This is a genomic window from Eximiradius sp. (assembly GCA_937127445.1).
GTDB lineage: Bacteria > Bacteroidota > Ignavibacteria > Kapaibacteriales > UBA2268 > JAKIZO01.
The window spans coordinates 1-14,157 of sequence record CAKZLY010000031.1 but is presented as its reverse complement, the minus strand read 5'-3'; the positions used below and the strand labels follow the sequence as shown (position 1 = coordinate 14,157).

Sequence of the window (14,157 nt, the reverse complement as noted above, 5' to 3'; positions counted from 1 at the left end):
CGAGTTGGGGCAATGTAACGAATACGAGTTATATGTTTTGGAATTGCATTTCCTTAAACAGTGTAACGTTGCCATCGAGCTGGGGTAATGTAACGAATACGAGTTATATGTTTTATAATTGCCATTCTTTAAGCAGCGTAACCTTGCCGACGAGTTGGGGCAATGTAACGAATACGAGTTATATGTTTTATGGTTGCCATTCTTTAAGCAGCGTAACCTTGCCGACGAGTTGGGGTAATGTAACGAATACGAGTTATATGTTTTATAATTGCTATTCTTTAAGCAGCGTAACCTTGCCGACGAGTTGGGGGAACGTTACGAATGCGAGTTATATGTTTGTAGGTTGCTATTCCTTACGAATAATAAACAACCTTGAGTATTTAGGCAGCCAAACAAACGCAAGCGATTTTACAGGTTTCTTGGAAGGCGCACAAGCAATAACTGGAACTTTAACAATAGCAAGCAAGTTAAGTAGAATTGGTATTTATGGGCAAAACGGGCATAATCTAAAATGCACAGGAATTAGATTAACAAACGGAACAAGCACTTGGACAGGTGCAAGCCCGCAAATAGATGTTTCGTTTTGTTCGTTGAACGCAGACGCTTTAAATACATTGTTTGGCGATTTAGGAACTGTTACAGGCAAAACAATTAAAATAACAGGCAATCCCGGTGCAAGCACTTGCGATACGAGTATTGCAACAAGTAAAGGTTGGACTGTGCAAAATTAGGAGGCAATTATGATATACAAACTAATAGAAGACGAGCAAGGGCAATATGTCGGCACAGACGGCAAAAGATATACTTTACTTGAAGCCGTTGAGTTCATTGACACGCCAGAGGGGCGTGATATAGATTGCGTGTATTTGCAGAACACACAAGAAGCTATGGAGTATTTTGGGGTGCAATATGCACAAGAATCTCTTAATATATGAAAGGTTTATATGAAAAGAGTTGAGCATTTAAACTTAGCTAAACAGCGTAAACGTGATGAATTCTACACGTCAATGAAAGATATTGAGAACGAGATGGTGCTATACACGGACTACTTTAAAGACAAAACCATCTTATGTAATTGCGATGATCCAACAAAAAGTAATTTTGTTAAATACTTCATAGAGCATTTTCACGAATTCGGATTAAAGCGTCTGCTTGCAAGTTGTTATAAGAAACAAGATTTGCACAGCACAGAACCCGCTGTATGGAGTGAGTACGATGGAAAGAATATGCAGATTCACGAACATAAAGGCGACGGTGATTTTCGTAGTGCGGAAGTTATTGAGCTTTTAAAACAAGCAGATGTTGTGATTACAAATCCGCCGTTCTCTTTGTTTCGTGAATATATAGCGCAATTGTTGGAATACAATAAAAAGTTTATAATTATGGGGCACATGACAGCAATATCATGCATCAATGTTTTTAGATCGCTGCGAGAAGGGAGGGTATGGTTTGGGCAACATAATACTGATACAAAGTGGTTTGAGGTTCCAGAAGAATACCCATCATATCATTATGCCACAGAAAAAGTCATGAATGGCAGGAAACACATTCGAATGCGTAGCGTTGTTTGGTTTACAAATCTAAAAATCAACAGAATGTTCCAAATTACCGAGTTTACTAAAACATACAATTCAGATACATATCGAAAATATGATAACTATAATGCCATTGAGGTTAGGCAAGTATTAAATATACCAAAAGATTTCGAAGGGTTAATGGGTGTTCCGATTACGTTTTTATTAAAATGTGATTATACAAAATTTGAAATATTGCAAATACATAAACGATTAAAGTTAGATGGTGCAAATGTTTTTACAAGAATAATAATAAAGCATAAACACATAACAAAGGACGAAAAGAATGCAATTGACGACAGAGCAATTAGAGATAATCAATTCGGTAAAGCAGTCTAATCCTGAAATAAGCAAACGCAGACTTGCACAAATTTTGGTGCAAGAACATCCAGCGTTGTTTCCGTATTCGTCAGATAGTTTGCGACAGTTTATCCGCAAATACGAGAATTCATTTGAGTTTGCAGTCAGTGCACCAATCGTGAATGAAGTGCCAGATAGTTATTATGAAGATACGCCGGTAATTAGCATTGATGGCAAAATTGGTGTTATAGCGGATTTACATATACCTTATCACGACAAGCAGGCGGTTATAACAACATTAGATTATTTATCTAAGCAGAACTTAGACTGGCTTGTGTTGAATGGAGACATCGTGGATTTTCACGGTTTATCAACGTTCACGAGAGACCCAAATAAACGAGATTTAAACAGAGAGTTAAGTGTAGCGAATCAATTCTTAGATTATATTGCTGGCAGGTTTAGCAATATAATTTACGTAGCAGGCAATCACGAGTATCGTTTTGAGCGTTACGTAGCAAGTCAGGCGCCCGAGTTATGGAATGTTGAGGAAGTGTCTGTTGAGAACTTTCTGAGATTAAATAAGCGTAACATTAGGTATTTAGATAACACTGGACGGATAGAAGCAGGCAAACTAACTATTTTGCACGGCGATAGAATTGCAGGGCGTGGTGCTATTAATGTTGCGAGGTTAAGACTATTATATTCATTCAACAACATATTAACCGGGCACGACCATAGAACGCAGGAGTATATTCAAAAGAGCGTTGATAACAAAATGTATGGGAGCTGGACAATAGGATGCTTGTGCGGATTACGTCCGCAGTATCATCCGTATAACAATTGGAATCACGGTTTTGCCGTTGTTGAGGTATATAAGAACAAAATGTTTGAAGTCAGGAATTTCAAGATAGTTAATGGTTCAATTTTATAGGTGAGTTATGAACAAGAAAACTAACGTTAAATCTGTGGTGGTTTGCGATAAAAAAACAGCCAAGAATTTAGATAGGGCATACGCCACAAAAAACAAAAATGCCAATAGTGCAATTCCAAAACGCCACACTGCAACTATTTATTCGCTGCGTTCAAAAAGGAAGCGGTAGCTTGTAGCTACCGCTTTGTATGCATGTGTTTTGATATAGCATTCATTTGTTTATATCGTTTGTATATAATTCAATGCCGAGCGATTTTACAAAGTCGTAGAATTCATAGAGTGTGTTACGGACTTCATCACTTCGTCCGATGTAATCGTACATATTAAGTTGGGCATACTCAACTATTTCGATTAGTCGTTCTGTAACTTTTAATTTCATTATATGGTATTCGATTCTGTCTGCATTAAACAAATCGAAATATATTTTCCATTGTGGTGAGTTATAGTATCGCTCTATATCGATATGAGATGTTGTTTTATATTCTATCAAGTTGTTGCCGATGATTGCATCCGCTATACCAGATAATGTTATAACATCTCCTTTGTATGGATATTCTTTGCTAAGTTTGTATTCGACAAGTTTATGTGGGAAAGCGGTTTGTTTAACAACATCTTTTAAACAGTCATTTACCGCAAGTGTATATTTATCGATAGATACAAAGTCGCAATCATTTAGCGTTTGTGGTGTAATTTTTTCAAGCAATCCATGTATGAGTGTGCCTATATACATAGCTTCTGACGGTTCGCTTGGCTGTGTCAGACGTTTAATTGCTTCATCGAGGTCGATTATTTCGTTGATATAATCGAAATAGACTTGAATGCGAGAAGCGCTGGCTTTCATGCGTTATCCTTTTTAAATAGTTCTTTAAACACAAATATAGAATATAACACCATTGTTACAAGCAACAATGGCGTTGTTAGTCGCATTACAGATGCGAATTGTGAATATGTGATAACTCCGCATATGAAATGCAACACGGACGACAAAAGCATTATTTCGACTATTGCAAACATCATTATGCTTACAACAGTGAATAATTTGTCTAATATTTTCTGTGCTTTCATATTTGTTACGCATTTTTATTCAAAAAATACTTTTTGTTTAGCATCGTACTTGAATTGTTTTTTATCCGCAGATGCTTTAAGAGCATTCCATTTTTGTTTTTTTATAATATCTTTATCTTCGCTATTTTGGATTAATTTGATGGCATTGTTAAATTCTTCGATTGTTGATAGTGTGTCTGCAAAATCTGCGAATGAATGGATTTCCGATAGGCTTTTTTGTTGTGCGAGATAAGAGTTATTTAGACTGTCTTTTACTTGTTGCATAATTCCAGCAAAGAAATTTGGTTGTTCGTTAAAATTAGGAATGCCAAGACGCTCTAATTGCACACTATTTTTGCCGACGGATGTATCTGTTGGGTTAAAATCGACAGAGCGTTTGCCTTGATCTATTGTATAATAGCCAATCAAGTCGCATACTTGCATAACTCTATCATAACTACCACCGGTAATAGCTGGACGTTTAACGCGTAAATCCCCTTCATCTTTTTCTTTGGCATGTGCGATAAATATAATATCTTTACCGATTGTTTTGATTTTCTTTACAAAGTCTGTAAATTCATCTCTCATAGCACCGTAAAATTGTAGCTTGTTGCGTAATAATTTTGGGTCTTTTTGCGTAACATAAACTCCAATGTAGTCAAGCATTGTATCGACTGTATCGATGACAATTGTGCTGTAATCTTGAATAACCTGCAAGAACTCATTAAAATCTCCAATAATGTCGCTCCAGTTTTTAATTCTCGCAGCATCCTTTCTGAATTGCGAGCGATGAACGCCACCGTCGAAATCCAAAAGGATTGGATTGTTTGCTGTGCTGGCAAGTGATGTCTTGCCTATGCCGGGGTCTCCATAGATTAATACATTGATAGCCAAAGTCTGGATTGGCTCGCCTGCTTTGATGATTTCCATAATTCACCTATAATTTTTTAAAAAAATAAAAATCGGTATTACAAAAATAAAACAATAAAATATAATTGCAAAATAAATTGTGATTTGTGAATTTTATTTCACAAAGTATAATTTTTGTTGCGTATATTGTTTTTTTTATGTATATTAGCACATATTATGGAGCGAGATTTGCGTTGTGCAAAACAGTATATAAATATACAATAGATATACGTCCGAAAGCTAAACAATCGACAAGATTTACTTCGGCTAAAAATCACCAATGTTATACAGATCATAAAATCTTAAAGTGGACAAAAGAGTTTAGAGCAAAGCTCATCAATAATTTGCATAAAAGATGGAAACCATTAAAACAAAAAGTTAGTATTAAATACGAGTTTATTTTTAAAAATGCCAAGCAAAAGACTTGGGGTAAATACAAAGCTACGAGTCCAGATATAGATAATTTATGCAAAGCTGCCAATGATGCTATAAAAGGTATATTAATTGATGACGATAAGTATATAGTCAGCCAGCAAGCTATAAAGTTATACTCAAAAGAAGATTGTATTCGCATTGAACTGGAGTTACTGTGAGCTACGAGATGCTCATTATAGATGACGATGTAGGAATAACAAATGTTTTTAAAGCGCTATTTAAAATGCGTGGTTTCCAAGTCGATGTAGCCAACACGTATAAGGATGCTTCTGATAAGTTAAGCAAAAACAGGTATGATGTAGTATTGTTAGATTACATCTTAGATGAATATAACGGTTTAGAGTTGTTAGAAAAACATCAGCAGCATATTAACAGCAATACTGCTGTCATAATAATTTCATCAATAGATGATATGGAAGTGATACAAAAGTTCAAAAGGTACACAAATGTATATTTCATAAGAAAAGTTGATGTGAAGATGTTTTGTTTTTCGTCGCTAATTAAGACGCTTCGGACTTTGAGAGGGGTAATAGATGACTCAAATTGAGTTGATATCTGGTGTTATTGGCGTTATTATAGGTGGCGTGTCGCTATATTATGCCATGAAGACGTATATAGATAGCAAAATGGACAGACAAATGCAGGATGTGCGTGAGTTCGCAATGTGGCGTTCGCAGATAAATCAGACAATCGAGGAATCGCGCAATGATATAAAAGAATTATACGATACGGCACAATTACAATCTGAAAAAATAAATCGTATAGAAGTCATCCTTGCGCAGCACAATGAAAATCTTTCTTTAATAAAAGAAATTAAGGCTACTGTAAAAGATATAGATACATCAATCAAAGGTCTTCTAATGAAAAATGCTGAACAGAGCATACGTGTAGATGCATTAGAACAAAAATGCGAAAGGTGCGCTCGTGTCAAAGCGTAAGCCGACAATAGTTCCAAGCTTGCAACCGACATCGACTATTGCGGACAATACGCAGCGTTCAAGGAAAATCGGTATTGTCCCACATCAGAGCACATTATCTGTGCAAAATGTTCCAGACTACTCGACGCCAGCTGGTGCAGCGATGGCTAACGAGGAAATGAGACGTTTGCGTTTAGGTATTGAGAATTTAAAACAACGAGTCGAAGCACAAAGTGGAGAACAACAGTTAGGGTTAAAGTCTCCATCTCAACAAGTTACCACTAATACCGGGACGAGAAAGGATGAGCCTATTAGCATAGAAACAACAGAATGGGCATTGACTTTAAAAAGTAATGGTATCGAAGTAGATGATCCATTGGTAGTTCAGTGTATTAATTTCATTGATACGCAGGTCAAAGTACTTGAAGCGAGGCAAGAATTCAAACTGCCGATTAAATTTCATTTGGCAAAGTCGTTTCTTGAAGATAAACTAAAAACAGAAGATGAAGCTGTTCAAATAGATATTATTGCTAACGCCATTACATATTTTTACGATTGGTTAATGTTCCGAGATAGTGGACAAAAATCAATTCAGATTAGTTCAAGCGATAAAATACGTGGTGGAGTTTTCGATGGTCTTGATCGTCGTGTGATAACATTGCAAAACGATGAATGGTATTTATCTGAATTTATGTATTATGGTACTGGATGGATTGGTGAAGACGGAGATAATCGAGGATGGAAAAAACTTCCAATATCATGGAAACAACCAGCCGTAAAATTTATCACGCAACCATCCGAAACAGACGCATCGCCAATTGGTAGTATATTTATAGTTTCGACGGAGACTACATTTGACGAATGGCTCGAACTCGGATTTATTAATTATTTAGTGTATAAATTTGGGGAGCCGTTTTCATCTATACGTGCACTACAATTTGTAGAGCCAATGCATGGTGATGTTATTTCTGTGCTGTTTCCGACAGATGAGAGCTCAGTAGCGAATTGTCGTCCAAAACTATATCAATATGCTAACAAAGAAGGTATTCTCAAATGGTGGGATATTACTCAATTATATGGTAATATTGGAGATGCGCATTTTGCATATGAACAAGTTGTGCCAGCAAATGAATGGTTGGTTACGCATAATCTTGGCAAACGTCCATCTGTAACGGTATGCGACACATCAGACAGCATAATATATGGAGAAGTAGTGCATATAGATAATAATACTCTAAAAGTAAAGTTTAAGTATAATATTAGTGGTAGGGTTTATTTAAATTAGCAGGAGGTAGGCATGGCTATAAATTTTGCAAACGATGTCGATATAATAGGCAATTTGACGGTAAAAGATGGTTCTGGCAATCTCGATTTAGAAAACAATCAAGCCGTCAGAGTTCGTTTAGAAAACTTATCAGTTGAGCCAACTACCGCGCCAGAAGGTCGTATTATATACAATACAACAAAGGGACCAACAGGCAACAAAGGGAGACTTGGATTTAAGTTCCAGAACGGCTGGATTTATCCAGATATGGAGCGTTCCGTTTATGATACAAACAATAACGGCAAGGTAGATATAGCTGAAAACGCTGAACTGTTAAATGGACAAACGGATTCTTACTATCTGAACCGCAACAATCACACTGGGACGCAGTCCGCTTCGACAATATACGATTTTGATAATGCTGTAATGGGTTATTTAAGAACAGCATTCAGCGGTACAGCAAGCATAAAATGGGATACGAGCGGTGCTAAAATCCAAGCAAATGTAGAATGCAATCCAGCTGGTTGTATCACAATTAACACGAATGGACTTGATTTGAAAACGTTATTTGCTGCTGACAAGTCGTATTATCGTGTAAACGTAAATACATACGGAATCGTAAAAGGTGGAGCTGAAACGTTACTTTCCGGAGATATTTCAGATTTTTCACAAGCTGTAAATAATGTCGTAAACAGCAAATTTGAGAACAGCAATACAGTACGGTTCGCTGTTAACACCACAACTCAAAATGTAAAAGCGCATGCAATATTGTCGCCAAGTAGCGGATTGATAGAGACAACACAAGGGATTGATTTAACAAATCGGTTCGGTTCTTCGCAGACATTTGCGAAGGTAACAGTGAATCAAAAGGGCATAGTTACCGATGGACAAGCCGGAATAAATACAAGCGATATTAACAATTTTGAAGATGATGTTAAAAACGCAGCAAAAACAATTCCACTAAATCAATTTGCAGCTCCAACAGGTTCTATTAATCTTAATAATCAAAAGATAATAGGATTAGGTTCGCCAATAAACTCTACCGATGCTGCGACAAAAGAATATGTAGATATGATGGCAACAGGCTTAAAGGTTAAAACAGCATGTCGTGTTGCTACCACTGGCAACGTCAATTTAGCTGCCGTAACACAGATAGATGGCGTAACGTTATCAAATGGGAATAGGGTGTTGGTTAAAGATCAAACAACAGCTTCTCAAAATGGTATATACGTATTCGAGAGTGGAGTCGGACTATACAGAGCTGACGATGCAGACACTTGGGACGAATTAGTTGGTGCCTACGTGTTTATTACAGAAGGCAGTACTAACGCTGGAAGATCGTATTGGTGTTCTGTGCAACCTGGAGGTACGCTTGGTGTCACATCGGTGCAGTGGGTATTATTTTCAGAACAGCGTGTTTATAACTTCAATAATCCACTAACACTTAGCGGTTCGACTGTATCGTTGAATTATAACACAAACACATTGAACTTGGATGGTTCTAATGCGTTGAATGCAAAATTAGATGCCAGCAAAGGCTTGACGTCTTCAACATCGGGGATACGCATAAATGAGGAAGCTAATCATTTTACATATAATTCCGGAAAATTAAACTTAAAGTTAAAAACAAACGGTGGTTTATCGGCAGATACTAATGGTGTCTTTGTATCTACAAACACGGACACATTTACGACAAGTGGTAATATAATCGACTTAGCACCATCTTATAAAAATAAAAAATACGCCGAAGAAATCACGGTTAACACAGGAGCTTACACGCATCAAATCGTACACAATTTAAACAGCACAAATGTGATGGTGCAGGTATTTAAAAAAGGAACACGCAATTCACAGATAATCTATCAAAGCGTAATTCCAGATATAGAAATAACAGATGCCAATACAGTAACAATAACATTTAAACAGAACACATTGTTGAATGGTGATTACAAAGTTGTAATAATGTAGGGATAGCATGGAAATCTCGCAGGATTTAATTATAAGAGGAGATGCTTATATTGATGGTCTTCGTGGAAGTGGGGACCGCAATGTTGGCGTTGGTTCCGAAGGACAGTTGAAGATTATCGATCCGCCATCTGAAACTGTGAATGTTCAATCAATCACAAACACATTAACACTAATGCCGGATTCAGCAACCAGACAAATATTAACTCCACTTGGAGGAAACAGAATTGTTAATTTGCCAACGACAAACGTAGCTACAGGTAAACGTTTTGTCATACATAACGATGCTGCGGTCAATACAAATTCAACTTTAACTGTACAACCTGTATATTACAGGAATCTGCAATCAGGTTATGATTTGGCGCCACAGCATGCAATTGAGTTTATTTGGACTGGCACGAGGTGGATAACAGAAGTCAATAGTAACACCACAATTGGTTCGGCTACGAGTAATTTGAATTCTATTGCAGTTGGAACAAATGGGAGTCTGAATAATGCGATTTCTATTGGCAGTGGTAGCACAATCACAAATTCTATTTCTATTGGCATGAATAATGCTAATATTCAAGGCTACTCAGCGGCATTAGGAAATTCTGTATGGAATATCAATAACAGAGCAATAGCGATCGGGGACATGGCAGCTAATATCGGCAACGAGTCTGTTGGTATAGGGGCTGATGTGTATGCGGTAGATTCTGGTTCTGTGGCTATTGGCGCATACACGAAAGCGCAACACAGTAAATCAGTTGCGGTTGGTTATGCGAGCAAGACGCACAGACCACATGAAATCGCATCAAATACATGCAGCACAACAGTATTAGAAGCATCCGAATGGAACAGTGGTGTTAAAATTCAAAAATACGAACGATTTCTATTGCCAGCAAACACACCTATAAATACTTGGGTAGATATGCCAATCACAAGCGGGCAGCATCTTTATATATACGAAGGAGAGGTATATAATTTTGATTACAAAATTAGTGCTTTGTATTCAAATGCCTCTTTAAGGATTGCGCAAGCATGGCAAATACGTGGTTGTGTGGCTGCGCATAGTTACGCTACGAACAGGTTGTATTTTTTACCGATTAATGGTTATGATTATGTTGTAGAAACATTCGGTAGTGCGTATTTGAATGCGCGGCTTGTTCTCGACCAAAATAATTGTTGCATAAAATTACAGGTTGCGAAGACAAGCAACAGCATCACATCCCCAGTGGCGTTTGGTGCAGTAGTAATTGCCAATGACTTATTTGCAAATTATATATAGGAGCTTATATGTACTTAACAAACAGGAATACCAATGAGATTATAAAGATTCGCAGTATAAGCATGCATTTACTTAAAGATAAAATGTATAGCGTTGAGTTTTTAAGATTTAAGGACACAGATCAATTAAATCGATTTGACAACAATGCGTTAGGAGAATATGAAGCATATCGCAATGTTGTGTTTTACGCCGCGGTAACGATAGATGAAAAACTCAACGAACTCGTAGCGCCAGAATATACTGTGTTAGATTCTCTGTTGCGTGCAATGTATTTAGCGTATGTTTCATTAAATCCAGATTGGGAATTTGTAGAACAATAGGAGGTTATTATGCAGGACTTGAAAAAATATTACGCATCAATTGTATCGATTGGTGGAATTATCATTTTTATATCTCTGATTTTTTTAGTATATTTAAATTACGCGAATCCAGAATGGGCGGAACTTCCGTATTCGCTTTTAAAGATAGGAATGTTTTTGTCAATGTGGTGGCTGTATGATAAGTTTATTTTGGAGCAATATGATACACTTGATGAGTTATTTAAGAAAAAGAACGTTGCATTTGCTATTGTGTTTGCTGCAATTATGCTATCTTGGGCAATCATTATCGGCTAACGAGAATGCATATTATTTTGCAGACAAAACTGCGGTAGTAAAGCAGTCTGTTGGAGAATTGGATACGGCTATTTCGTATTTGTATGTGCGAGAACGTAGTGGTCGAAACGATGGCATAGATGTCGAGAAATTTCAGCGTTTTGTAGGTATAGGGAAAAATACAGCTTGGTGCGCAGCATTTGTTAGTTACTGTTTATATCACGGCAAAGCCCCGAAGAGCATACGTTCGGGGCGAGCATTAGCATTTGCTAATAAAGATATGATTCCAATTGAAAAGGTGTTACGTCAGAATATACCAATAAGACAGGGTGCTGTCTTAGTATTCAGACAAGGAAATACTCCATTTGGGCATGTTGAAATTATTTATAAAAAAAGCAACAATAAATTTTATGCAATTGGTGGTAATACGTCAGGCAAGAATGGAGTTGTAGATCGTGATGGTCAGGGAGTATATCCAACAATACGAACATATCAGCCTTTTGCACGTTTAAGGATAATAGGAGTATGGCAATGAAGTATTCTTATGGGATTATTGTATTAGCAGTTATTGCCTTACTTTTATGGATTGCTGTATTTTCAACGAAAAAAGAACGTGAGATAAACGAATATATGCATACGACTCGCGTCGATACTGTATTTGTGCGTGATACTATTTATTTACAAAAAACATACTTTAAAACAAAATTACGTATCACGTATGATACGTTAAGAGATACCATCAGCACATTACCATTTGTTGCTCAATTGGACACAATAGATTATATTACTTGTGATACATTATTGATTAGATACACATATCCAGCGAACGAATTTGAATATATATTACGTCGCAAACCAATAGAACGTGAAACGCAGTATATTTATCGATATGATACTTTACGAATTAACACAGTTAGACAGGAAGTAAGCAACGGCTATTTACAATATATAATAGGTGCTATTGGTGGTTTTATTATAGGGAGAAGCATAAAATGATAGCTCCTCATTATTCAATAGATGATATGTTGCGGATGCTTGCCAATCCATTAGCAGGAATGAATGCGAGTGTGCCGCAACAGAATTTATCACAATCTCCATTGCAGATTTCGCCACAGTTACCACAGTTAGCCAGCAACAGTCCAATGCTGTTTAAGTTAGATGCAATGTCCAGACCACCAGCCGATTATTCTGATTACTATGCTTTAACAGGCATACAGAAACCACAGTTTAAAATTCAGCCACCGCTTGCACCGCCAGATAGCAACGATAAAGATACATCATCACTTCTTGATAAACTGCCTAATGTATCAGACATGATAGATAAGTTGCCCGGATTACCCGGATTGCCGGATATGTCTGGTGCTGCCAAATGGATCGGGGGATTGTTTTCTGGAAGCGAAGCAAAACCGAAGCCGACAGTAGATCTCGGAAATGCACAAGCTACAGGAACCGCAGAAGCAGCTTTAAAGGCAGGGAAAGATTTGGCAGATGCTATAACAGGTGGAGGTGGTGGCATATTCACAGGTGGGATAGGAGCAGCATTCGGTGCAGACTTATTAGGTGGAGTTGGGACGTGGCTTGGTTCTAAACTTGTCAAGGGATTGTTTGGCGATAGCAAGTCTCAAACCAAGTCGGCGTTAGAAGCAGCCGATAAGGCAGCTCAATTAGCTGTCGATAAGGTCGCTCAAAATAAATCCGCATTATTGCAAAACACCAACGCATTAGGACAGCAGGGAGCAGCAGCTGGCATAGAAGCTCAGCGGCGCATAAATAGCCAGATGGTATCTGGAGATGCAGTAGCTGATAAAAATAGATTATTAGCATCTGGAGATAGTTTACAGCAAAATGCAATGCAGATGGCACAGCAAGGAATGAGGCAAAATCAGATGTCTCAGCAAAATCTTGCTAAATCTGTTATGAATATGCGTGGTGGTAGTGGTGTTGCGAATATGGGTGCATTGCAGGAAATTGCCGGGCAACAAGCAGCTGGCAATTTACAAGCAATGCGTGCAGGACAAGAAGGATTACAACAATCTGCAGCTCAGCAAGCTAACATAGCAAGTCAGGCGAGTGATATATATCAAAAAGATCTTGCGAGTAATTTCCAACGGAATGTTGCACCAGCACTTAATCAATGGGAAAACTTTCAGGGAATGGCGAGTTCATTGGCTGGACCGATGGTTAGCCAAGCTATGGGCATCGCGAATCAAGCGGATAATGCAGCGTATAATTTATTCGGCACATCGGCAAAAACAATGGGGACACGCGCTGGTTCCGAAGAGACAATGGGGCAATATATGAAACATGCAGTTCCGATGGCTATACAATCAAGTATAGCTGGTGGAGATGTATTTAATTGGAGTACCAACCAAGATCCACGCAAAGTTGAAGCGCTTGCCAACTATCTTGGTTATGATCCGAATAGTTTATATGGATTTAGAAGATAGGAGATAAAACATGCCTGTAGAATTAAGAAATTATGGAGCTGAAGGCATCGATACAGGTGCCCAAACAATGTCGCAAAACATTCGCGATGCAAATGCTGGTACGCGAAACAGACAGGAGTTGGCGAATTATATCAAACAAGCAGCATTACAAAACACAGTGCAACTTGCTCAAAATATGCTTGAATTAGGAACGCAGAAGATTAGGTCTATTGGACCAAACGGAGAGATGATTGAGCAAACAGTGATAACAGATCCCGAGTTATTTAACTCTGTTAATAGTTTGTATAAAGGTTTACAACAAGGCATAACTTCGCACGTGAAGGATAAAAATGGCAAGTATATTCCGACAATAGATCCAAGAGCAGGTTCACATTTTATGTTAGATCCAGACAACGTCAAACAGTCAGAGACAGCGAACAACAAAAAAGATGACAAACAAAAACAGGGAACAAAACCATCTGGAGAGCCATACGGACCGCCACCTCCACCACCTGAGCCATACGGACCGCCA

The 14,157-nt window shown here is 37.8% G+C and carries 20 protein-coding genes; 17 read left to right on the top strand and 3 right to left on the bottom strand.

The window, feature by feature from the left end:
- The 5 genes from AC6QZF_RS09810 to AC6QZF_RS09790 form a co-directional block, all read left to right on the top strand.
- On the top strand, positions 1-731 hold a 731-nt coding region (locus AC6QZF_RS09810), incomplete at its 5' end, for a BspA family leucine-rich repeat surface protein (protein ID WP_499799706.1).
- A gap of 9 nt (positions 732-740) precedes the next feature.
- Positions 741-935, top strand: coding sequence for a hypothetical protein (locus tag AC6QZF_RS09805; RefSeq protein ID WP_499799705.1), 195 nt, complete (start codon positions 741-743; stop codon positions 933-935).
- Between the two features lie 72 nt (positions 936-1,007).
- On the top strand, positions 1,008-1,913 hold the full coding sequence (locus AC6QZF_RS09800) for an adenine-specific methyltransferase EcoRI family protein (RefSeq protein ID WP_499799704.1): 906 nt from the start codon (positions 1,008-1,010) through the stop codon (positions 1,911-1,913).
- Positions 1,861-2,805, top strand: coding sequence for a metallophosphoesterase (locus AC6QZF_RS09795; protein WP_499799703.1), 945 nt, complete (start codon positions 1,861-1,863; stop codon positions 2,803-2,805). Before AC6QZF_RS09800 ends, AC6QZF_RS09795 begins: the two co-directional genes overlap by 53 nt.
- A 7-nt stretch (positions 2,806-2,812) precedes the next feature.
- Positions 2,813-2,974, top strand: coding sequence for a hypothetical protein (locus AC6QZF_RS09790; protein ID WP_499799702.1), 162 nt, complete (start codon positions 2,813-2,815; stop codon positions 2,972-2,974).
- A 42-nt stretch (positions 2,975-3,016) separates the two neighbouring features.
- Here the strand turns inward: AC6QZF_RS09790 and AC6QZF_RS09785 are convergent, their stop codons facing one another.
- Genes AC6QZF_RS09785 through AC6QZF_RS09775 form a run of 3 tightly spaced genes read right to left on the bottom strand, consistent with a single transcriptional unit; the run spans position 3,017 to position 4,779 of the window.
- Complete coding sequence (locus tag AC6QZF_RS09785) at positions 3,017-3,646, bottom strand: hypothetical protein (RefSeq protein WP_499799701.1); 630 nt, start codon at positions 3,644-3,646, stop codon at positions 3,017-3,019.
- Positions 3,643-3,870: a hypothetical protein gene (locus AC6QZF_RS09780; RefSeq protein WP_499799700.1), complete on the bottom strand. Its 228-nt coding sequence runs from the start codon at positions 3,868-3,870 to the stop codon at positions 3,643-3,645. The genes AC6QZF_RS09785 and AC6QZF_RS09780 overlap by 4 nt, the downstream gene beginning before the upstream one ends.
- A 15-nt stretch (positions 3,871-3,885) precedes the next feature.
- Positions 3,886-4,779 carry an ATP-binding protein gene (locus AC6QZF_RS09775; protein ID WP_499799699.1) on the bottom strand — a complete coding sequence of 298 codons (894 nt, stop codon included), beginning with the start codon at positions 4,777-4,779 and terminating at the stop codon, positions 3,886-3,888.
- A gap of 173 nt (positions 4,780-4,952) precedes the next feature.
- On the opposite strand from AC6QZF_RS09775, the gene AC6QZF_RS09770 reads away from it, so the two are divergent.
- The 12 genes from AC6QZF_RS09770 to AC6QZF_RS09715 form a co-directional block, all read left to right on the top strand.
- Complete coding sequence (locus AC6QZF_RS09770; RefSeq protein WP_499799698.1) at positions 4,953-5,351, top strand: RusA family crossover junction endodeoxyribonuclease; 399 nt, start codon at positions 4,953-4,955, stop codon at positions 5,349-5,351.
- The gene (locus tag AC6QZF_RS09765) at positions 5,348-5,740 is read left to right on the top strand and encodes a response regulator (RefSeq protein ID WP_499799697.1); all 393 of its coding nucleotides are present in this window, start codon (positions 5,348-5,350) and stop codon (positions 5,738-5,740) included. Before AC6QZF_RS09770 ends, AC6QZF_RS09765 begins: the two co-directional genes overlap by 4 nt.
- Before the next feature lie 79 nt (positions 5,741-5,819).
- The gene (locus AC6QZF_RS09760; RefSeq protein WP_499799696.1) at positions 5,820-6,131 is read left to right on the top strand and encodes a hypothetical protein; all 312 of its coding nucleotides are present in this window, start codon (positions 5,820-5,822) and stop codon (positions 6,129-6,131) included.
- Complete coding sequence (locus tag AC6QZF_RS09755) at positions 6,118-7,395, top strand: hypothetical protein (protein WP_499799695.1); 1,278 nt, start codon at positions 6,118-6,120, stop codon at positions 7,393-7,395. Before AC6QZF_RS09760 ends, AC6QZF_RS09755 begins: the two co-directional genes overlap by 14 nt.
- Before the next feature lie 12 nt (positions 7,396-7,407).
- The gene (locus AC6QZF_RS09750; protein WP_499799694.1) at positions 7,408-9,342 is read left to right on the top strand and encodes a hypothetical protein; all 1,935 of its coding nucleotides are present in this window, start codon (positions 7,408-7,410) and stop codon (positions 9,340-9,342) included.
- A 7-nt stretch (positions 9,343-9,349) separates the two neighbouring features.
- Positions 9,350-10,606, top strand: a complete 1,257-nt coding sequence (locus AC6QZF_RS09745) for a hypothetical protein (RefSeq protein WP_499799693.1) — start codon at positions 9,350-9,352, stop codon at positions 10,604-10,606.
- Positions 10,607-10,668: 62 nt separating this feature from the next.
- Positions 10,669-10,926 carry a hypothetical protein gene (locus AC6QZF_RS09740; protein WP_499799692.1) on the top strand — a complete coding sequence of 86 codons (258 nt, stop codon included), beginning with the start codon at positions 10,669-10,671 and terminating at the stop codon, positions 10,924-10,926.
- A 9-nt stretch (positions 10,927-10,935) separates the two neighbouring features.
- Positions 10,936-11,220, top strand: a complete 285-nt coding sequence (locus AC6QZF_RS09735) for a DUF350 domain-containing protein (protein WP_499799691.1) — start codon at positions 10,936-10,938, stop codon at positions 11,218-11,220.
- Positions 11,138-11,734, top strand: coding sequence for a CHAP domain-containing protein (locus AC6QZF_RS09730; RefSeq protein WP_499799690.1), 597 nt, complete (start codon positions 11,138-11,140; stop codon positions 11,732-11,734). The genes AC6QZF_RS09735 and AC6QZF_RS09730 overlap by 83 nt, the downstream gene beginning before the upstream one ends.
- A complete protein-coding gene (locus AC6QZF_RS09725) occupies positions 11,731-12,195 on the top strand; it encodes a hypothetical protein (RefSeq protein ID WP_499799689.1) in 465 nt (154 codons plus the stop codon). Before AC6QZF_RS09730 ends, AC6QZF_RS09725 begins: the two co-directional genes overlap by 4 nt.
- Positions 12,192-13,646, top strand: coding sequence for a hypothetical protein (locus AC6QZF_RS09720; protein ID WP_499799688.1), 1,455 nt, complete (start codon positions 12,192-12,194; stop codon positions 13,644-13,646). Before AC6QZF_RS09725 ends, AC6QZF_RS09720 begins: the two co-directional genes overlap by 4 nt.
- Positions 13,647-13,656: 10 nt before the next feature.
- On the top strand, positions 13,657-14,157 hold a 501-nt coding region (locus tag AC6QZF_RS09715), incomplete at its 3' end, for a hypothetical protein (protein ID WP_499799687.1).